The following is a 21,659-nucleotide window of genomic DNA, read 5'->3' on the forward strand; positions in this document are numbered from 1 at the left end:
GCGCGTATTGAACATTATTAAGTCGTCTCCGTTAGTGACATAGAGACAGGTTCAATACGCGCTATTAGCAATATCCGTTGTATTTCTTATTTATCGTGCCGATTGCCGGTGACCATTCTTTAACGTAGTTGAGTGTCATGCTGACAAAAAATACCCCGCCTAATAACGCACCAGATGAAGATCCAGCACAGCGTGACGCTCGTGCCGTCAGACGTTGGTATCCGCTGTCATTTTTGCTCAAATTACTCGTGCTTATTTTAATTGTGCTGGCCATCATGTTTGCCGTGTTTTTTTACGCAATGGGCACAGAGTCGGGTACGAAGTTTATATTAGAGAAAGTCAGTGCTGAGACGGGCATTGATTTTAAATATGGTCGCGGTAATTTACGTGATGGTATCTGGGTCACTGATATCGATATCAAGGCGACTGAAGACCTTGAAGTATTGGTTGATAAAGCTTACGTCAAGATAGGCTGGCGTGCCATATTTGCCAAAGAAGTGCATCTGCGTGATGCAGACATACAAACCATTGAGATTATCAATAACAAGCCACCAACGGGTGAGCCGTTCGATTATAAAACGTTACAGCTACCAGTGAACTTACGCTTTGATCACGCTAAAATAAAAAATATTACTTATAAACAAGTGACCAAAGAGCCCATCGTTGTGCAGGATATTGTTGCCCGTGATTTGACATGGGTCGGTAGCACGGTAACGGTTGGTCGCGGCGATTTACAATATGCTGATATCGTCAAAATCAGTGCCTTACAAGGTGAAATTGATTTACAAGGCGACTATCCGCTAGATTTAAGCGCGATTGCAGAAGTCAGTGCGCTAGAAAAAGCCTATGTTGACCCATTGAATATCACAGCAACAGGGACGCTAAAACGTACGGTTGGTAAGGTTCGTAGTCGCTACAATGACAGCGATGTGAGCGGTGATTTTGTTGTCCAAGGATTGGATCAGGATTCGCCTTTTCAGGCAAAATTGCAATGGGATGATATTTTGATCCCTTATGCTGAAAGCCAAAAAATTCGTTTGAAAAGTGGTACTGCTACCGCGACAGGGGTTATCTCTGAAATACGTCTGCGTATCAATACTGAGCTGACGGCTAAAGACATTCCGTCTGGCCACTATCAAGGTCGCGCCGTCATTGCAAACAGTCAGTTACGTATTGATCGCTTAGATGCTCAGGTGCCAGCTGGAAATTTAATTCTGCAAGGTATTTTAGATTGGCAAGACAGTTTTGATGCAAAAGTACGAGCGACAGGGAGCAATTTTGATATTCGCCGCGTTATTCCTGATGACTATGCTGATTTCAAAGCATATGCACCGCAAAAGCTGAATGGTCGACTGTCATTACATTATCAGCAGCAAAACAGCACTGGTAACATAGAGCTTGATGCAGATTTGCGTCAACGTGATGGCGAGCATGTGAATGCCAATATCGTCCAAGGCAAAACGTCAGCGAAGTCGACACAGGTAGCGCCTTGGTATATCGATGCCAAATGGCAAAACCTAATCCGCCGCGATGTGCCTAATATCGGTAATATTGATAGTCCGCGTGGACAGGCGGATGTCATCATTCGTGGCTCACGGTTATCAATAGATGCCAATGCAGTCATTAATGAATTGAATGCCGCTCCTAAAGGCAACTATGACGTGAGCGTGCGCAAAGCTGGGGATGTCATCGACATCAATCGCCTGAATTATAAAGGAGTCGTGGGCGACTTATCAGGTACTGGGCAGATTCAATTGGCAAATAAAAAGCGTCCGCTCACATGGCAGATAGATGCGCGTACCAATGGATTATTACCCAAACAGTATCGCAGTGATTTGCCGCTTGAGCGCCTAACCGGTAGTGTCAGCGCGCGTGGTCGTTTATTAACTATTACTAAAGGTGGCGTTAGTGGTCAGCGTCATATTATTAATTTAAAAAATACCGACTTGCAGGCGCAACTTGATGCGACTCAAGATGGCCGTGCTATTGGCATAACGGGTGCGGGTGATGCCAAAATCGATATCGTTGGTGGCGAGCTGTCTATGTTCGATGCGCGCTTCAAGGGACAAGTCGATACTGCAGATGTACCAAAAGGACGCCTATCTATTGATGCGGCTGGCACGCCAAAGTTTATCAGTATTCGTAAGCTCAATTACAACGGTGAAGCGGGCGCAGTGAATGCCAAGGGCGTCATCGATTTGCGTAAAAATATCGGCTGGACGATAGATGGTCGCTTTGATAAATTTAATTTGGGTTATTTCTTGCCCAATAATCCAGCGATTATCACAGGTGATCTAAAAACCAGTGGCGAGTGGCAAACTGCGCCTAAGAATAGTAAAAATGCCGCAGGCAAACTGCAACGTTTTGCGGTGAATTTCGATGGAGTGCTAGATGCTGAGCAATTGCCAGCGGGCAAGCTGACCATTGATGCCAGTGGTGATGATCAGCTGATTCGTATCAAGCGTTTCCGTCATGTGGGCGCGGCAGGCAGTATTGATGCTAAAGGGACGGTTGATGTACGTCAAGGCATTGCGTGGGATATTGACGCAGTGATGGATCGTTTTAATATTGGTTATTTCCTCAAAGATACCCCAAGCCTTATCACCGGTACTATCGATACGGATGGGCGCTGGAGTGACTCGCAGCAAATCATTAATATCAAAAAAATTGATTTAAGAGGTATGCTAAAGGGTCAACCGCTTAGTGCCAAGGGTAGCTTAGCGGCGAAGATGCGTCTGCCAAAAGATTTGGCAAGCTATTTCAAGCGTCTACAAACGCAAGATGCACAGGCGCAATATAAGCAAGTAAATGCCTTGATAGACAGCTTAAACGCGGATAATTTAGTGCTACGTTGGGGTGATAATTATGTTACTGCTAATGGCAATGCTACGCAATTACAAACCAAAATTAACATCACCAGTCTGGATCAGTTGTCAGATAAATTGGCTGGCAAAGTCACTGGCGGTGCGACCTTATCACAGCCAGTAGGACAAGCGCTTCCAACCATTTATATCGATTTAGTCGGTGAGCGAATTGCACTGCCGGGCTTTATTTTGCGCCAAGGTCGCGTGCGCGGTAAGCTGGTCAATTTGGCAAACAGCCCAAGTCAGCTTATTATCACCGCTGAAGGCTTAGATGCAGCTGGACAGAGTTTTAAAAGCGTTAAAGCAACTTTTAATGGTACTGAGCAGGCGCATGTGGTCAATCTTGACGTTGCCAATGAGCAGCTCACGATTGGCGCAAGGCTTAAAGGCGGCTTCAATCGGGATAAACTGAGCTGGTCTGGCGTCATCGGTAAGGGCCGTGTTCAATCCAAATATGCGACCTTAAATCAGTTACAGCCAGCGCAGTTAATTGTTAATTTACCCAACAATAAAAATGGTAATAATAACGATTTAAAAGTACAGTTGGCAGCGCACTGCTGGCAAGCCACCGATCAAACGGGCAAGGTGTGCTTACGTGAAAACTTAATCGCGTCACCTGATAAAGGTGAGGTGAATATCGCCTTGCAAAATCTAGATACGTCATTACTCTCTGTCTTTTTACCCAAAGATATCGACTGGCATGGCAAAATTAATGGTAAGGCGATTGTTGGCTGGCAACGTGGTCGTCCACCGACGATTAATACCACACTGTATTCAGACAACGGCAAAATCGGCTTGATTCAAGATGGTGATAGTCTACCCGTCACTCTGCCTTATAAGCGGGTCTCACTAATTGCATTGTCCGTTCCTGAGGGCATCAAACTACGTACCGATATCAATACTGGTGGCGGTGCGCGTGGCTATGCGGAAGTGGTCGTTGATCCTTATAAGACGCCTAAGCCAATTTCGGGCGCTTTAGTATTGAATGAGCTTAACCTTGCGATATTCAAGCCTTTCTTCCCAGGTATGCGAGTGCTAGAGGGCAATGTCACGATGGCAGGAGGATTGGGCGGTACATTAGATAAGCCGCAATTCTATGGCGATGTGAAACTTGCTAATGGTCGTATTGCGATGCTTGATTTGCCCATTAATTTAACCAATGTAAATACTGACGCCAAAATTCGTGGCACGCAAGCCACTATTGATGGAACCTTTAGCAGTGGTACGGGTAAAGGGGTTTTGACTGGGACAGTTAATTGGCAACAAAAACTCCAAGCCAAGCTTAGCGTTAGCGGCGAGCGTTTGGTGATTACTCAGCCACCATTGTTAGTGGCAGAAATCAATCCTGATATTGATATCATCGTGCGTCCAGGCGATCGTTATGTTGATATTAAAGGAGCGGTCAGCGTACCGTCAGCGACCATTCGTCCGCCAGAAGCCAGCGAAGATATTATTACTCAAACCGAGGATGCAGTGGTTCTTGATCGTCGTCTCATTGGCAATATTGACGAGGTATTGGCAATATCGAAACCTTGGTCAATCAATGCGGATATCGGTGTCGACTTGGGTGATGATATCAACTTCCGTGGTTTTGGTGCCGTTATTCCTTTAGCTGGTGCGATTAATATCACTCAAAATGGCACGGGTGTTATGCGTGCAAAAGGGGTGGTGCAAGTATCACGTCGTACCAATATCAATGCTTTTGGTCAGAACCTAGAGCTTAACTACGGACAAGTGCGCTTTAACGGTGATGTGATGAAACCTAACCTCAGTATTGAGGCGGTTAAAACGATCAGTGGCAAAACGGTAGGTGTGCGTGTCAAAGGCAATACAGAAAGCCCCAATATTATTGTCTTTAATAATGCAGGTTTGACCCAGCAGCAGGCAATGAATGCTTTGGTGACAGGTCGAATTAATAATAAGGGCGCCACCCAAATCAGTGAGCAAGGCTTTAAATCGCAAGTGACGAATAACCTAGCCGCCGCGGGCTTAAGCTTTGGACTGAGTGGCACGCGCAATCTAACCAATCAAATTGGTCAGATTTTTGGTTTTCAGAGTTTGACCGTTGATGCCTCAGGCAGTAGTGAAGACACCAATGTCAACGTCACCGGTTACGTGACGCCTGACTTGTATATACGCTACGGGGTAGGGGTGTTTAATGCTCAAAATAGCTTATCCATTCGTTATCAGTTAACTCGACGTATTTATGTAGAGGCAACCTCAGCGGCAGAAAACGCGGTGGATGTGGTTTACAGTTGGCAGTTCTAAATCGCATTGTTTTATCCAATAAAAAACGCCTTTGAATGAAGGCGTTTTTTTATAGGTAGGCTAGGGCGTGTCCTCAATTCAATCGATAGTCATCTAAATGGGTTAAAAATGGCCAAATCTTGCCAAACGGCGTCAAATAGCTGACTAATATCTCGATATTATCGGCGCTATTTTCCTTGTTTGACGGCAATTTATCTCATTTTTATCACCATTTTTAAAATGAGGACACACCCTAATATTGATGATGAATGATATTAATCTATTTGGTCAGGATTAAGCGATTATTACGTGTCAAACGTAGTCGATACTCTTCACCCTCATGCTCAATACGCACTTCTTTAGTGAGTGCAAATAAGTGTTGTGATTGCAAAGTTGGTAAACGGTTTTCACGGCAATTCAAGTAACGAGAGATAACCATGCTCATAGTAAATTCCTTTTGATAAAAAATGGCTGAATAGTAATGGCGATACAGTAACTATCTTTAACGATAATAATTATCATTTACATTGAAGAATTTTGCAAGGTAATTGATAAAATAAAATGCAGTCATTGTGTAAATTTATCTAAAGCAACTTTTGTAAATGAGGTTTAAATAAATAAAAATTATCTAATTGTTATTATAAATCAATAAGTTGGTTTTAAATTGACTTGGTTTTTTGAAGGTATAAACCTATCAAATCGCACTTTAAAAAAACAGTAATAAAGGAGACGCCGATGCCAAATGAAGCAGACAACCACATTGATGGCTCATTTAACAGCGAAAAAGTACTCATCGTAAACGTGGCAGTTGCGGTCATTCATCATAAAGCCCAATATTTACTTGGATTTAGAAACGCCGCCCAGCATCAAGGCAATCGCTATGAATTTGTAGGTGGCAAAATAGAAGCCAATGAAAACGCCGAGCAGGCATTGATTCGGGAAGTCGCTGAAGAGACAGGCATTGAAATTTGTGACAATACGATGGTCAAGCTTGGACGTCTGCATCATGATTATGGTGATAAGCAGGTCAGTTTACAGATTTATAAGGTTGAGCTGACCGCGCAGCAGTATGAGCAGCATAAGCATCGCCAATATGGGCTAGAAGGTCAGGCGCTAACGTGGGTAAATAAGGCAGATTTATTAGCAGGAAAGTATCATTTACCCGCTGCTAACCAGACGATTCTCGAATGGCTCAGTGTGCCAACAACGATAGCAATTACCTATCCATTGACGCATTTTGATGCCTCACCTGATCCAATGGCCGCATGGCTGACTTTTCATCAAAACAAGCTAACAGCCAATGCTTGGGTATATATTCGAATAAAGGCAGCTGGCTCAGAAAGTATGGCAGCGCAGTTGATGCATATGCGTCCAGATATTAAGGCGATTGTCCCTTGTGATGTCAATGGACAGACCCTAACCATTGAAGCGCCGCTAGCAATGAAAGATACAACCACTACCAATTCAATCGTTGCCAATCAGCTGTCTCATACCGCATTGTTGCAATGGTCGGAAGATACACAAGATAGAGTGCTGTCTAAAAATTACCCGTTAATAGTCAGTTGTCATGATGCCGCCAGTATTGATGCTGCCAATAAACTGGCTCATAATCGGTTACAGCAGCAATTACCGCCCGTCATTGGCGCCTTTTTGTCTCCTGTACTAGTTACCCATACACATCCTGATACTGTGCCACTTGGTTGGGAATCATGGTCAGCATTGGCACAATTGGCTGATATGCCGATTATCGGTTTGGGTGGTTTATCACCTGTGATGATTCATCAAGTATTAGAGCATGGTGGTATCAGTGTTGCTGGTATTCGACAATTCTTTGAATAGTAAAAAACTAATAGAGGGAGTGTTGGCACCAATGCTGACCAGTTCTGAACCAGAATTGCCATTAATTGGCATCTATCAGGGCAAATAATTGATTTTTAATATATTTATCCAATCAGTAACTATGTGTTTATTCGGTATTTATTCTACTGCATAAACGCATAGTTACTTACAAACCGTTGCTTTTTCCTACATTGCGACACTGTTTTAATAGTCGAGCTGCCATTAATATATATCACCTAAACAAAGAGTACTTACTCTATATTCTTATAAGCGAATTGCTTATCAATATACCTCTTAAGCCCTCTCATAATATTTGGTTTTTGTAGCGCTAGCTTTTACATTTAATATATTTTTAAAAGTTGAAGACGCACAGAAGATGAGAGTACATATAGGGCATATAAGAAGAATAGTTAACAGTCACTATCAATAATGGTACCTCTATGAAAACCAATAAGTTACCTCAATCAGCATGGTCTGATACAAAGGAAGCTGGTTCTCAATCTAAGCAGACTAACCAGTCGCGCCACTATCCTCTGAATGAGGATAGTACACGGCAGACAGGTCACGCCAGCAACGATGCTAGCTACAACCATGATAATCTAGACGACCAATATTCTACCCATTTGGCAAAAAAAACGTCTTCGCAAGATCACTATTTTGGATATAAAAGCGCCGATAAGAGCCTTGTACAGGCAAAAGAGTCTGCTATGATTAACAGCAACAATAACAAAGACGGCGATTCAAAACATAGCGAAAGCAGTAATTTTGTTAGTGATTACTGTACCAAGGATAGTGGTCACTGCACTAACGATTATAAATGGTCACAAGAGTTGAGCGAAAAAGAACCGTTAATATCAGATTTTTTAAGGGATAAGATAAATGGTTCAATAAGTCACCCTGTGCAAAAAGAATCTGGACAGAACCACCATTCAACGCAAAATGCTGATTCATCATCAACCTCTACTTACTCATCATACAAAGAAATACCGGAGCGTATATTTATGAATGGACTTATCAAGCATACGGGTATAGCCCTAGCTATTATCATCCCATTAGCTGCATTTTCAGCGTATGCGGCGACGCCACCGGTTAATGTTAATGCTACCGCTGACATGACTGCTAACGCCACTACGGATAGAATCACCACAGAGACGTTGTCAATTAAGCCAAATGCTATCATTCATAAGTCTGCAAGTACACCGACCACAGTGGACAGCGTTGATCTAAAAAAGTATGCAGGAACATGGTATGAGATAGGTCGTTTGCCCATGTATTTTCAGCGCAATTGTGCCAGTGATGTCACCGCCAATTATACGGAAAAAACCGACGGTTCAGGTATCATAGTCACTAATAAATGCGTACAGAAAGACGGTTCTGGTATTACTTCTGAGGGTATCGCTAAGCCTGTTGATGAGTCAGGCAGTAAGTTAAAGGTCACCTTTTTACCATCGTGGATTCGTTGGTTGCCAGTTGGTCGTGCTGACTATTGGGTACTAGCACGTGATGCTGATTACAAGACCGCTTTAGTAGGAACACCTGATAAAAAATATTTATGGTTATTGGCGCGTTCGCCAAACGTCACTCAAGAAACCTATGCCAAATATCGTCAAATCGCTCAACAGCAAGGCTATGACTTAAAAGAATTTAAGTTAACCTCGCAGACCAATCAAACTGTTAGCCTCGTTCCATAATGAGCATCACTGACTAGAACGTGTCTTCAATTCACTCGATAGTCATCTAAATGGGCTAAAAATGGTCAAATCTTGCCAAACATCGTCAAATAGTTGGTTAATATCCCGATATTATCTGCGCTATTTTTCTTGTTTGACGGCAATTTATCTTGTTTTTATCACCATTTTTGAAATGAAGGCACGCCCTAGATACTGGGTTAAATAGTAGTGTTACTTCATCGTCCACTATTTGATACTGGCAATAATGAACAATAAGGCAGCATAATTGGCTGCCTTTATTTTCATAATAGCCTGCATAACTCAATAAAATGCTTTATAAGCGCTAGCAGATCGGTTATCACTGGCAAAATAGGCCGTTTTAGGCTAAAATCTAGGCGATCTCAATACTCTATATCAATAACTGACACCGATATCGTGCGGTTGCCATACTAGAGTGATTGCGTAGACCACACATAATCTATCTAATCTGTATTCTCTATCATTTACTGATCACACATTACTGACCATAAGGATGTTTCTCGTGAGCAACGCTGATACCTTACGCCAATTACATCAAGACCACTTAAGCAACTACAACAATCAAGAGCAACAAGCGATTGAGCTGATGGGGCTATTGAATAAGCTCTATAATGAGCAAGACGTACAAGTAACCTTGTTCGGTGACACGTTAAATACGACGTCAGTTGGTCAAATATTGGCATTGCATCAAAAAGTAGCCTTGCGTAACCAAGAGGCTAAATCTATTGATATCGCTGACACTTTAGCCATGGTTAAAGCGCTAGCGGCTAATGATAAGCTTCAGTCTGCACAGGTTGATGTTGGTCAATTAATCGCTAATGACAGTGATTTGCAAGCAGCACTTCAAGCCGTTAATAGTGATGACACTACTGTTAATCCGGCGACTGATGTCGTGCTATATGGTTTTGGTCGTATCGGTCGTATCTTAACTCGCCTGCTATTATCACAAGCGTCAAGCGCTAAAGGTATGCAGTTAAAAGCCATCGTCGTCCGTCCTGCGGCAGCGGGCGATTTGGCCAAGCGCGCATCATTGCTAGAGCGTGATTCGATTCATGGTAGCTTTGCTGGTGGCGTGGTGGTTGATGATGAAAACAATGGCTTGATTATCAATGGTCGCTTTGTTCAGGTCATCTACGCTAAAGATCCAAGCGAGATTGATTATACGACTTACGGTATTAATGATGCGTTAGTGATTGACAATACGGGCATTTGGAAAGATGAAGCGGGTCTTGGTAAGCATTTGCAATCGACTGGTGTGAAAAAAGTCCTATTAACAGCCCCAGCTGGCGGTGAGATTAAAAACGTTGTTTATGGTGTAAATAACGATACAGTCGGTGAAGATACCATCGTCAGTGCGGCGAGCTGTACCACCAACGCAATCACCCCAACGTTAAAAGTATTGAACGATGAATACGGTATCGAAAACGGTCACGTTGAAACGATTCACTCATTCACTAACGATCAAAACTTGATTGATAATTATCATAAAGCGGATCGCCGTGGTCGTAGTGCTGTATTAAATATGGTTATTACCAGTACGGGTGCTGCTAAAGCGGTTGGTAAAGCACTGCCAGAGCTTAGTGGTAAACTAACGGGTAATGCCATCCGTGTACCAACGCCAAACGTCAGCTTAGCGATTTTAAACTTGAATCTTAAAACAGCACCAGAAAATGCTGATGCATTAAACGAGTTTATGCGTAAAGTATCTAATAGCAGTCAGTGGCAAACACAGATTGCTTATACAGATTCTACCGAAGCGGTATCGACGGATTTTGTTGGTGATACCCATGTAGGTATCGTTGATGCCCAAGCGACTATTTTGACCGACAATCATGCCATTGTTTATATCTGGTATGACAATGAAGTTGGCTATAGTACGCAAGTATTACGTTTAGCCACACAAATGGCAGGCATCAGTTATACACAGATTCCAGCTTAATACATTTGTACAGCAGTAGTGAGTTTTTAATATTGAGGTACTCTTTATAAGAAAGTACTTTAATAGTCACTTTTAGCATGGACAAATAGATGTGATTTTTTAAGTTAATATATACCGCACCCGATAGTCCAATTGGTTATCGGGTGTTATTGTCATAAATAAAGCAATGATATAATGATATATAGCAACATAGACGTAAGTCTCCTATTTTTTAAAAGATACCTATAGGCAAAAGAAGCAGTATATGACTGCTATTGAGTCTATAAACTAGAGTGTAAATAAAGGAACGTAAGATGCGATTTATTGATGAAGCCGTCGTAACGGTAAAAGCAGGTGACGGTGGTAACGGAATCGCCAGTTTTCGCCGAGAAAAGTATGTCCCACGTGGTGGACCTGATGGTGGAGATGGTGGCAAGGGCGGAGATATTTACGTCATTGCAGAGGATAACACCAACACCCTAGTGGACTATCGTTATACCCGTCGTCACGATGCTATGCGAGCAGAGAATGGCCACAGTAGAAACTGTTCAGGCAAGGGCTCTGATGATTTGTTTTTACCAGTACCTATCGGTACCACGGTAGTTGATACCGAAACTGACGAAGTGTTGGGTGACTTGATTGAACTTGGTCAGACGTTACTGATTGCCAAAGGTGGTGATGGTGGTTTGGGCAATACCCATTTTAAGAGCTCTACCAACCAAGCACCGCGTAAATCGACGTCTGGTTTTGAAGGTGAGTTAAAAGTTCTTAAATTTGAGCTAAAAGTTGTGGCGGATGTTGGCTTGATTGGTTTGCCTAATGCTGGTAAATCTACCTTTATTCGTCAAGTCTCTGCTGCTAGACCAAAAGTTGCTGACTATCCGTTTACCACCCTCGTTCCGAATCTAGGTGTGGTTGATATCGGTCGTCATCGCTCATTTGTGATGGCAGATATTCCAGGTTTGATCGAAGGTGCTTCAGAAGGTGCTGGACTTGGCATTCGTTTCTTAAAACATGTGGCTCGTACTCGTCGTCTGTTACATGTGGTTGATGTAAAGCCAATTGATGGCAGCGATCCGGTAGCCAACGCTCGTGTTATTTTGAATGAACTTGAGCGTTTTTCGCCTGAGTTATCCAACTTGCCCCAGATTTTGATATTAAACAAAATTGATCAGGTGTCTGACGAAGAGTTAGATGAGCTTTGTACTCATATTGTCGCCGAGCTTGATTGGACAGGCGATGTATTTCGCACGTCAACCTTAATGGGTGAAGGGACTGATGCAGTTAAATATCATTTAATGAATGAGATTGAGCTAGAGCGTGAGCGTGAACTAGAAGATCCTATCTTCGCTGAAGCACAAAGAACCCGTTTTGAGCGCTTAGAAGTAGAAGTACGTCTAAACACTGAGGCGCAGCGTGAAGCATATCGTGCGGCCCGCAAAGCGGCTCGCGAAGGTGTAGATTTAAGCGACGACGATGCTGATTTTGACGATGACGACGAAGATGGTGTTGAGGTCATTTATGTTCCTTAAGCTAACAGGCTTGAGCTGATATACTTGAATTTTTTAGATCAATCCCCGTAATCAATTCACATGAGAGACAGGAGTTTATATGGCAGGTGACATAGAAAACACGACCGAAGAAGCAAGGTTTATTAAACAAACTCGCAACTTTGATATTCAGCGCGTTATTGTCAAGATTGGCTCATCGTTGTTAACCAATAACGGTCGAGGGCTGGATCGAACTGCCATATATGAGTGGGCAAAGCAGATCGCTAAATTGCACAAGCAAGGCGTCGAAGTACTGCTAGTATCGTCAGGTGCCGTTGCTGAAGGTGTGGTACGAATGAACCTTGAGGAGCGCCCGAAGAAACTAGCCGCACTACAGGCCTGTGCTTCTATTGGTCAAATGGGTTTGATTGAAACGTGGTGGTCAGCATTAATTCAGCATGGTATCCAAAGCTCGCAGCTGCTACTAACACATGATGATTTGTCTAATCGTAGCCGTTATCTCAATACGACGGGCGCGTTGACACAATTACTAGAGTGGCGCGTGCTCCCAGTCATCAATGAAAATGATACCATTACCATTGATGAAATTAAATTTGGTGATAACGATACTTTGGGCGCGATGGCGGCGGCGATGGTCAATGCCGATTTATATATCATTTTGACTGATCAAGATGGGGTGTTTACGGACAACCCACGTGACAATCCTAATGCAAAAATGATTCGCCAAGAGCGTGCGATGGCGGATTACTTATTTGATATTGCAGGGGATGGTGGCAAGCTTGGTCGTGGCGGTATGCTGACCAAAATTCGTGCTGGTCGTCTTGCAGCGATGGGTGGTTGTCCAACCGTTATCGTGAGCGGTGCTATCGATGATGTTATTACTCGTGTGGTATCAGGCGAAGCGGTTGGTACTTTATTGACCACCAATGATCAAGACAAAATCATTGCACGCAAACAATGGCTTGCCGCACATTTACGTATGTCAGGCACTCTAATAGTCGATGCAGGCGCAGCAAAAGCAGTAGTCGAGCATCACAAGAGCTTGCTACCGGTCGGCGTTGTGGAAGTACGCGGTGATTTCGACGAAGGTGACGTGGTTGAGGTGGTACACCAAGATACGGGCGAGCGTTTAGCGGTTGGACAAGTGAACTTCTCCTCTCGTGATGCTTGCCGAGTGGCTCGTGAGCGTACTGAGCAGTTTGATAGAATTCTTGGTAATAATGAAGAGCGTGTGGTCATGGTACACCGTGATAATTTAGCGTTGACCATGTAGACCATTGATGGTATACATCCGATTTCAAATATGAGCACGATATTATTGATTAAAGACTAACGGCAAATAACGCTCTAAGAAACACAAATACTTTTAATGATTATTGTTTTTATGATTGTTAACACGAGAGATATTAACCAATAAATTGTTATTAGCGAATATCTCATTATTTGTGGTTTTTTAGCATAGATTGTCGCTATCTAAACGTTTTAATATTCTTTTATTCAACTTATTTTATCCAGCACCGTATTCATTGATGATCATGAATGCGGTGTTGTTTTGGAGATTTGTACATGAGTGCTTCAGACAATAGTAACTCGATTCAGCAAGAGTTTGCGCCTTTAAAGAACGACAGATTGTTACGGGCATTACGCTTTGAATCAATAGACACCACGCCAGTCTGGATGATGCGTCAAGCTGGTCGTTATTTACCAGAATATAAAGCCACTCGTACAGAAGCCGGCGACTTTATGAGCCTGTGCAAAGATACGGACCGCGCCACTGAAGTTACTTTACAGCCACTACGCCGTTATGATTTAGATGCTGCTATCTTATTTAGTGATATTTTGACCATACCTGACGCTATGGGATTGGGCTTATACTTTGAGGCGGGCGAAGGCCCTAAGTTTAAACATCCTATTCGTACGCAAGCAGACTTAGATAGATTGCCAGTACTTGAACCCAATGATTCTCTTGATTATGTCATGCGTGCGGTGACGAGCATCCGCAAAGCATTAAATGGTCAAGTGCCGTTATTTGGTTTCTCTGGTAGTCCATGGACATTGGCCACCTACATGATCGAAGGCGGCAGCTCAAAAGACTATCGTTATACTAAAGGCTTTTTGTATAGCAACGCTGATTTTTTGCATCAATTATTAGATAAATTAGCCACTTCTGTCATTGATTATCTAGATGCACAGGTAGTCGCTGGCGCTCAAATTTTACAGATCTTTGATAGTTGGGGTGGGGCGCTTGGTCATCGTCAGTTTATCGATTTTTCTCATGCTTATAATAAGCGTATCGTCGCTGAATTAAAAGTACGCCATCCGCAGATACCAGTGGTATTATTTACCAAAGGCGGTGGGTTATGGTTGGATGTGCAAGCAGATAGTCAAGCCGATGTTTTAGGATTAGATTGGACGATGCCCATTGATCGTGCACGCCAAGTATTGGCTGAGAGTCAGCGTCAATTGACCAAACAGCATAAAAAACTACAGAGTAGTAAAGCCATTCAAGGCAATTTGGATCCAGCAACATTGTATGGTTCACCTGCGACGATTCGTGCTGAAGTAAATGCAATGCTTGATAGTGCTTATGCAAGCGGCGAAAAAACGGGTTATATAGCAAACTTAGGTCATGGTATTACGCAGTGGGTCAATCCTGACAATGCCAAAGTATTTATCGATGCGGTGCACGATTATAAAATCTAAAGCCGCTAGAATCTAAAAATGACAAAGTTCAGGCATATAATCGAGTTTTCTATCTAAGATTTGTTTAACAAACACTGATATTTATCAAGTAAAAGAAAAAGGAATATCTTATGATTTCAGCAGCGATTGTTGGTGGCACAGGTTATACGGGTATTGAGCTGATTCGCTTGTTATCTGCGCATCCTGAAGTATCTATTGATTTGCTAACCTCGCGTAGCGAAGCTGGTACACGCGCTGATGAGATATTTCCAAGCTTACGCGGTATATCGGATATTGTCTTTAGCGACTTGGGTGACGAGACGCTTGCAACGCTGCAGAAGTGTGATGTGGTCTTTTTTGCCACTCCACATGGCGTAGCGATGAAGCAAGCAGAGGCGCTAACGCAAGCTGGTGTGAAAGTCATTGATTTGGCTGCTGATTTTCGTTTGCAGTCACTGTCCGATTTTGAACACTGGTATCAGCAGTCGCATGCTTGTCCTGAGCTACTAAAGACAGCTGTTTATGGTTTACCTGAAGTGAATCGCGATAAACTTGCCACTGCTTTAGTCGTCGGTAATCCTGGTTGTTATCCGACCACTGCTATTTTGGGTTTGAAACCAATAATCGATATGCAAAATAAGCAAGCAGAGAGATTGGTGGAATCACGCATCGTTATCGATGCAAAGTCTGGTGTTTCTGGCGCTGGTCGCCAAGCTTCACTTGCGCTTAATTATGCTGAAACTACTGATAACTTTAAAGCTTATAGCGTTGAAGGACATCGTCACCTGCCCGAGATTGAGCAAGGCGTGGCGCAGTTATTAGACAGCCAGTTCACCCATCGCATTCGTTTTTTACCGCATCTTGTGCCGATGATACGTGGCATGCTGAGCTCTATTCATCTTGAGCTGACGGATGCGGGTGCTGCTATTGATTGGCAGCAGATATTTGAAACATGCTATGAATCAGAAGCGTTTATTGATGTCATGCCAAAAGGTATTTATCCAGATACCCGTAGTGTCCGCGCCAGCAACCGTTTACGCATTGCTGTGCATCAAGACAATGAACGTGCGGAATTGACAGTGATTGTCGTACAAGACAATTTGGTAAAAGGTGCCGCAGGACAAGCGGTACAAAACATGAATGTCATGTTCGGATTCGATGAAACAATGGGTCTAAACTTTGCACCTATTGTTCCGTAGCAGATGTTTAGCTGTGGTCAAATCATTCACATTTATGGTGCTAGGTATTGATTATAAATTCCGCTATAATATTGCCATTACTGTTAAGAGATATTGTCTAAATGCGTGTCAAGCTTGTACGACGCTTTTGCTCACAGCCCGCACTTTCATCGTGCAAAGACTCTGATTTTTATCATTTAGAGCGTAGTCCGCATTCTCTTAAAACCAATGCTAGTTCAGTAACTAAGGTAGGTGGTACCCAACAAGGGGCATCCACATTGGTGTTGGCTCTCTTTGTCGTTGTCATATTGGTGACTGCCATTGTTGGATTGATATTCGGTCATAAATTAGGATATCAGCGTGGCTTTCATTCTATGCAAACTGAAACCAAGCAAGCGATGATCAATAGCACTGAGGCAACAGAAGCGCTTGAAGATTTACGTCTTAGTCATAAAATAGCGGCCAATCAAGCGGCTACTGCTAAGCAGGAGCTGGCGATTAGCTTGGCTAACATCAAAGAGTTGCGTGAAAACCAGCAAGAATTAACGGTTGAGAATAGACAAGTCTCTCAACTGAATGAATTATATGCTGATGTCCTTCGTGACAAAGGCGGCATGCCTTTACAGGTAATAGCGGCAAAGATTGAGCCATTACCTGAAAATGCCTTTGAATATGGTTTCGATATAGGCATGCTTGCTAGCGATGGCAAAGCCAAACGCCTAAAGCCAACGTTGACGTTGCTCAATGACGATGATTTTGTAGAGGTGCCGCTAGATCCTCCAGTTTATACTATTGAAGGTATCGTTCGTATTCGTGGTCGTTTCATGATGCCATCAGGCTTTAAACCGTTACAAGTCAAACTTAGCTTACAAGCTGGCGGACAACAAGTAGAGCAGCTCTATGATTGGAAGCTTGGCGACCGAGTTGATAATATGCCGCTATCACTTTTAGATTTACCTGAAGTCGACGAAAGTCCGATTGAGCCTTAATCTATTCATATTTAAGAGCGCTATAATAAGCATTGCATTTGCCAACCTCTGTTAGCGCTCTTTATTCTGTTATAAATATAACCATTAATTTGTATGCCAATTATGATAAAACAAACCCTATTGCAAGCGTTGCCAACTGTTGCTGATTGGCACTTTCCAACTATACCTGCTCACCGTGCGCAAGATGGCGATACGGACGGCGAAACCTCGCCACAAGCAGATGTACTAGTTGCAGAGCCAGAAGTGGCTAAGCCGCCTATGTATGCCGTCGTTATGTATAATGATAATTATACGCCGATGGAGTTCGTCGTTTATATTTTGCAGTCCGAATTTCGTCATAGTATGGATTCGGCAGTCGAAGTTATGCTAACGATTCATAACAGTAGCAAAGGCATTGCTGGTATCTATCCTAAAGATATTGCTGAGACCAAAGCCAAAAAAGTAAACAGTCTGGCACATCGTGAAGGCTATCCCTTATTGACCCAGATTGAGCCACATCAAGGCGAATAAGAAAATAGCGTAAATATGAATTTAAAGTTCTATCTTCTTTTCGTGTTTCTATCTTATTATTTCCAATGGTTTTATCGTTTAGAAACCCTTTCAAGCTCTAAAAACTGCTCATTGTGAGCTTGATAGGTACTCTGTATCCAAGCAGTCACTCATAAATTCCTTATTATAAAAATTTCCTAACCTTGATTTTTCTTTAATATACCCTTATCTATATTAAGTCATCACATCAAACAGCTGTCTAAATTTTATAGAAATGATTGCTGCACTCGTATCATTTTCTAGTCATCCTATTAACTTGAGTTTTTCTATAATTTAATCAGCTGATGGCTTAAAAAAGTCATTTGTATCCTTCACTCTCTCATTTATTATTCTATTACCGATTTCTCCTTTATTTGCTCAGTTTTTGAAGCTTTCATACTATTTCGTTACTATAAATATTGATGCGCAGTACGCCTTGATACATTTTAGTCTGTGTTAATAGATTGACTCTTCTTAAGTATCGTGTTGAGATAAAGAAAAGCAAGTATGAGTGATCAAAACGCTTAATTGGTGATAAGTAGATAGCACTGCTACTTGAGTAATACATGGTCAATATCATTTAGCGCTGTCTTTTGATAATACAGATTTAGCCCTTGAACAATCCATCTGTCGCCCTGATTTACTTACTAACTCATTCATAAAGCTATCAATTATAAAGATAGGTATAACCGTAGGAAGTCGTTATGTTAAGTCGTCATCTTGAAGTTTCTTTGCGTTTAGCAATGACACTTGCGCGCCAAAAATCGCATGAGTACCTCACTGTTGAGCATCTATTATTGGCGTTATTAGAGAATACTCACGCTGCCAATACATTAACTGCCTGTAATGCCAATGTTTCAACACTGCGTACCGAGTTAGAAGCTTATATCAATAAGCACACGCCAACGGTAGACGCAGACACCGAGCAGTCACCGCAGCCAACCCAAAGCTTTGATCGTATTCTGCAGCGTGCTATTTTCCATGTACAATCTATTGGTGGTGGTCGCCTTGTTGAAGGCTCAGACATTTTAGTATCTATGTTTTCAGAGCACGATACTTATGCGGTTTATTTGCTCAAAAAACAGGGTATTAGTCGTCTTGAGTTAACCCAATACTTATCACATGGTCAAGATAAAGACGAGCCATCCGAGCCACGTGCTTCTATGACGGGTGAGCGCCGTAGTGCCTCAGAAAAAACCAGTAAAGATCCCTTGGTTGAGTTTGCGACCAACCTGAACCAGCGTGCGGCTGAAGGTAAGACGGATCCATTAATTGGACGTGGCCCTGAAATTGAGCGCGCCGCGCAAGTACTGTGTCGTCGCCGTAAAAATAACCCGTTATTGGTTGGTGAGCCTGGCGTCGGTAAGACCTCTATCGCTGAAGGTTTGGCGTGGTTGATTATTAATGATAAAGCACCGAAACCATTGAATGGCTGCGTGATTTATAGCCTTGATATCGGCTCATTAATCGCTGGTACTAAATACCGTGGTGATTTTGAAAAACGCATGAAGTCACTGCTTGATGCGCTAAAGAAAAAGCCCAATGCAATATTATTTATTGATGAGATTCATATGATTATTGGCGCAGGGTCGTCAATGAGTAGCAATATGGACGTATCAAACTTGATTAAGCCAGCACTTGCTAATGGTGAGCTGCGTTGTATCGGCTCAACTACCTTTACCGAATACCGTCAAGTGTTTGAAAAAGACCATGCACTGTCACGTCGTTTCCAGAAAATTGATGTCAAAGAGCCGAGTGTTGACGATACAATTGATATTTTACGCGGTCTGAAGCCTCGTTATGAGGAATTTCATAATGTTGAATATACCGATGAAGCGTTGGTCACCGCCGTTCAATTATCTGCTAAGCATATTCACGAGCGTTTTTTACCAGATAAAGCGATTGACGTGATTGACGAAGCAGGTGCCTATAAGCGTTTAGGCGTTATTCCTGATGCTGATGATATTGATGCAGAAGAAAGCTTTATTTCAGATATAGAGCAAGATTTTGATGCTCAGATTGATGCCGATGTTGAGGGACTCGGTGGTGACACGTATAGCGATAGCGAAATGCAGGATGAAGCGGAAACTGCAAAAGCCAATGATCGTGCCAAATCGTTCAGTGAGTCAAAAAGTGCCAAGGCTAAGAAAAAACCACCGATGAAAATCGATGTGGCAGATATTGAAGCGATTGTTGCCAAGCTTGCACGTATTCCGCCCAAGTCAGTATCGAGTGATGATAAGAGTATTCTTCAGCACTTAGATCGTGATCTTAAGCACTTAGTGTTTGGTCAAGATGAGGCCATTGAAACATTAGCCGACGCCATTAAGCTATCACGTGCCGGTCTCAAAGCACCAGATAAGCCAATTGGTTCCTTCATGTTTGCCGGTCCTACTGGGGTGGGTAAAACCGAAGTTTCACGTCAGTTAGCGAACCTACTTGGTGTCGAGTTAGTTCGTTTTGATATGTCAGAGTATATGGAAGCGCATACTGCTTCACGTCTGATTGGTGCACCTCCTGGCTATGTCGGTTATGATCAAGGTGGTTTGTTGACTGAAAAAATCAATCAACATCCACATTGTGTGTTATTGCTTGATGAGATTGAAAAAGCGCACCCTGATGTCTTTAACTTGTTACTGCAAGTCATGGATCATGGTACGTTGACTGATAACAATGGTCGTGTGGCTATCTTTAAGCAAGTGATTGTGATTATGACGACCAATGTCGGTGCTGATAGTATTAGCCGCTCTTCGATGGGCTTTACTCACCAAGACCATAGTCGTGATAATACGGAATCGCTCAAACGTGTCTTTACGCCAGAGTTTCGTAACCGTTTAGATGCAATTATCCAATTTAACCCACTAGATACCTCAGTGGTGGTGTCTGTGGTCGATAAGTTCTTGGTTGAGTTGCAAGTCCAGCTTGATGACAAACAAGTCACCTTAGAGATTGATGACGAAGTACGCGATTACTTGGCTAAAAAAGGCTATGATCGCCTAATGGGTGCCCGCCCAATGCAACGTCTGATTCAAGATGAAATCAAAAAGCCATTGGCAAGTATGATTTTGTTTGGTAATTTGGTCAATGGCGGGGTAGTACATCTTACTTTGGAGCCTGAAGCCAATGATGAGCAAGATGGTGATTCTGTCAAGCTTGATAAGTACAGTGGTAAGACGGATTATAACTCTACAGATAAAGGATCAGCAGATAGTCGTATTATCTTGACGGTCGTTGAGACTCATGAGCCACATCCAGACTCTGAGTCACTCGCCAGCTAAGTTTTTGCTACTAATGTAATAACAACGGTTACCATGTTACTGTGGTAGCCGTTTTTTTATTGCTATAATTCATAACAACATCAAGGTATGAAATCACGAGCTCTCATGTGCGAGATTGGTTCACGCCCTCCATTCGATATTTATCTAATCGATAACAAATATAACAGGACATACTATGGAATTATTCGATGAACAAACGCCAAAATCGCCAGCGCAAAAGCAGGCTATTTTAGACAATGTGCGCTTGCCAGAAGATTGGAAAACGGCGTTAGCAGACGAGTTAACTTCTAACAATATGGACGACTTGCGTGCGTTTTTAAAAGAAGCCTATCAATCAGAAAACAGTATCTATCCGCCAGCACCCTTAATATTTAACGCGTTAAACCTGACCCCTTTATCACAAGTTAAAGTCGTGATACTAGGTCAAGATCCTTATCATGGACCAGGGCAGGCAATGGGCTTATCGTTTTCAGTGCCCAAAGCCATTCCAAAGCCACCCTCACTCAATAATTTGTTAAAAGAGATGGCGAGCGACGTTGGTATCGCACCCTCAAAACATGGCGACCTGACTTACTGGGCGCAGCAAGGAGTTTTGCTATTAAATAGCTCTCTGACCGTGCGAGAAAGTGAGCCAAACAGTCACCAAAATAAAGGCTGGGAGCAGTTTACCGATGCGGTGATTGATGTGGTTAATGAACAAACAGAACATACCGTATTTATATTGTGGGGCAGTAAAGCACAGAAAAAAGGCAAATATATCAATACTGATAAGCATCTCATTCTGACCGCTGTACATCCATCACCACTTGCTGCCAATCGTGGTGGATTCTTTGGTTCCAAGCCGTTTTCTAAGACCAATGATTATCTGGTACAGTATGGGCAAACGCCTATCGATTGGCAATTACCGCAATAGTTG

13 protein-coding genes are annotated in these 21,659 nt (G+C 42.7%); 12 read left to right on the top strand and 1 reads right to left on the bottom strand.

Translation table 11 applies throughout. The features are described from left to right. The first annotated feature begins 137 nt into the window (after positions 1-137). A complete protein-coding gene (locus ACP69U_RS06065; RefSeq protein ID WP_426138117.1) occupies positions 138-5,132 on the top strand; it encodes a translocation/assembly module TamB domain-containing protein in 4,995 nt (1,664 codons plus the stop codon). Positions 5,133-5,391: 259 nt separating this feature from the next. On the opposite strand, the gene hemP is transcribed toward ACP69U_RS06065, so the two are convergent. After that, positions 5,392-5,550, bottom strand: coding sequence for a hemin uptake protein HemP (hemP, locus tag ACP69U_RS06070; RefSeq protein WP_227672156.1), 159 nt, complete (start codon positions 5,548-5,550; stop codon positions 5,392-5,394). Positions 5,551-5,846: 296 nt separating this feature from the next. On the opposite strand from hemP, the gene ACP69U_RS06075 reads away from it, so the two are divergent. From ACP69U_RS06075 to ACP69U_RS06125, 11 genes are all read left to right on the top strand, one after another. Further along, positions 5,847-6,950 (top strand): NUDIX domain-containing protein, encoded by a 1,104-nt coding sequence (locus ACP69U_RS06075; protein WP_193009486.1) that lies wholly within the window; start codon positions 5,847-5,849, stop codon positions 6,948-6,950. Between the two features lie 440 nt (positions 6,951-7,390). Then, on the top strand, positions 7,391-8,641 hold the full coding sequence (locus ACP69U_RS06080) for a lipocalin family protein (protein WP_426138118.1): 1,251 nt from the start codon (positions 7,391-7,393) through the stop codon (positions 8,639-8,641). A gap of 511 nt (positions 8,642-9,152) precedes the next feature. Continuing rightward, the gene (locus ACP69U_RS06085) at positions 9,153-10,598 is read left to right on the top strand and encodes a glyceraldehyde-3-phosphate dehydrogenase (protein ID WP_201553594.1); all 1,446 of its coding nucleotides are present in this window, start codon (positions 9,153-9,155) and stop codon (positions 10,596-10,598) included. A 293-nt stretch (positions 10,599-10,891) separates the two neighbouring features. Continuing rightward, a complete protein-coding gene (gene cgtA / locus ACP69U_RS06090) occupies positions 10,892-12,109 on the top strand; it encodes an Obg family GTPase CgtA (protein ID WP_426138119.1) in 1,218 nt (405 codons plus the stop codon). A gap of 79 nt (positions 12,110-12,188) precedes the next feature. After that, on the top strand, positions 12,189-13,361 hold the full coding sequence (proB, locus tag ACP69U_RS06095; RefSeq protein ID WP_045445028.1) for a glutamate 5-kinase: 1,173 nt from the start codon (positions 12,189-12,191) through the stop codon (positions 13,359-13,361). Positions 13,362-13,654: 293 nt separating this feature from the next. After that, the gene (hemE, locus tag ACP69U_RS06100) at positions 13,655-14,791 is read left to right on the top strand and encodes a uroporphyrinogen decarboxylase (RefSeq protein ID WP_426138120.1); all 1,137 of its coding nucleotides are present in this window, start codon (positions 13,655-13,657) and stop codon (positions 14,789-14,791) included. 110 nt (positions 14,792-14,901) lie between these two features. Next, positions 14,902-15,969 carry an N-acetyl-gamma-glutamyl-phosphate reductase gene (argC, locus tag ACP69U_RS06105; protein ID WP_055124420.1) on the top strand — a complete coding sequence of 356 codons (1,068 nt, stop codon included), beginning with the start codon at positions 14,902-14,904 and terminating at the stop codon, positions 15,967-15,969. 101 nt (positions 15,970-16,070) lie between these two features. After that, the gene (locus ACP69U_RS06110; RefSeq protein ID WP_426138121.1) at positions 16,071-16,937 is read left to right on the top strand and encodes a hypothetical protein; all 867 of its coding nucleotides are present in this window, start codon (positions 16,071-16,073) and stop codon (positions 16,935-16,937) included. Positions 16,938-17,039: 102 nt separating this feature from the next. Further along, positions 17,040-17,447, top strand: coding sequence for an ATP-dependent Clp protease adaptor ClpS (locus ACP69U_RS06115; protein WP_087814601.1), 408 nt, complete (start codon positions 17,040-17,042; stop codon positions 17,445-17,447). Between the two features lie 722 nt (positions 17,448-18,169). After that, positions 18,170-20,743, top strand: coding sequence for an AAA family ATPase (locus tag ACP69U_RS06120; RefSeq protein WP_198329768.1), 2,574 nt, complete (start codon positions 18,170-18,172; stop codon positions 20,741-20,743). Between the two features lie 175 nt (positions 20,744-20,918). Further along, positions 20,919-21,656, top strand: coding sequence for a uracil-DNA glycosylase (locus tag ACP69U_RS06125; protein ID WP_055124416.1), 738 nt, complete (start codon positions 20,919-20,921; stop codon positions 21,654-21,656). The last annotated feature ends 3 nt before the right edge of the window (positions 21,657-21,659 follow it).

The organism is Psychrobacter sp. TWR1-1-1 (assembly GCF_049895865.1).
Lineage (GTDB): Bacteria > Pseudomonadota > Gammaproteobacteria > Pseudomonadales > Moraxellaceae > Psychrobacter > Psychrobacter immobilis_A.

What these genes read in the sequence shown, in the direction of transcription:
- ACP69U_RS06065 (WP_426138117.1), top strand. Translation starts at nt 138, where the DNA reads ATGCTGACAAAAAATACCCCGCCTAATAACGCACCAGATGAAGATCCA.
- ACP69U_RS06075 (WP_193009486.1), top strand. Translation starts at nt 5,847, where the DNA reads ATGCCAAATGAAGCAGACAACCACATTGATGGCTCATTTAACAGCGAA.
- hemP (WP_227672156.1), bottom strand. Translation starts at nt 5,550, where the DNA reads ATGGTTATCTCTCGTTACTTGAATTGCCGTGAAAACCGTTTACCAACT.
- ACP69U_RS06110 (WP_426138121.1), top strand. Translation starts at nt 16,071, where the DNA reads ATGCGTGTCAAGCTTGTACGACGCTTTTGCTCACAGCCCGCACTTTCA.
- cgtA (WP_426138119.1), top strand. Translation starts at nt 10,892, where the DNA reads ATGCGATTTATTGATGAAGCCGTCGTAACGGTAAAAGCAGGTGACGGT.
- ACP69U_RS06120 (WP_198329768.1), top strand. Translation starts at nt 18,170, where the DNA reads ATGTTAAGTCGTCATCTTGAAGTTTCTTTGCGTTTAGCAATGACACTT.
- ACP69U_RS06125 (WP_055124416.1), top strand. Translation starts at nt 20,919, where the DNA reads ATGGAATTATTCGATGAACAAACGCCAAAATCGCCAGCGCAAAAGCAG.
- ACP69U_RS06115 (WP_087814601.1), top strand. Translation starts at nt 17,040, where the DNA reads ATGATAAAACAAACCCTATTGCAAGCGTTGCCAACTGTTGCTGATTGG.
- hemE (WP_426138120.1), top strand. Translation starts at nt 13,655, where the DNA reads ATGAGTGCTTCAGACAATAGTAACTCGATTCAGCAAGAGTTTGCGCCT.
- proB (WP_045445028.1), top strand. Translation starts at nt 12,189, where the DNA reads ATGGCAGGTGACATAGAAAACACGACCGAAGAAGCAAGGTTTATTAAA.
- argC (WP_055124420.1), top strand. Translation starts at nt 14,902, where the DNA reads ATGATTTCAGCAGCGATTGTTGGTGGCACAGGTTATACGGGTATTGAG.
- ACP69U_RS06085 (WP_201553594.1), top strand. Translation starts at nt 9,153, where the DNA reads ATGTTTCTCGTGAGCAACGCTGATACCTTACGCCAATTACATCAAGAC.
- ACP69U_RS06080 (WP_426138118.1), top strand. Translation starts at nt 7,391, where the DNA reads ATGAAAACCAATAAGTTACCTCAATCAGCATGGTCTGATACAAAGGAA.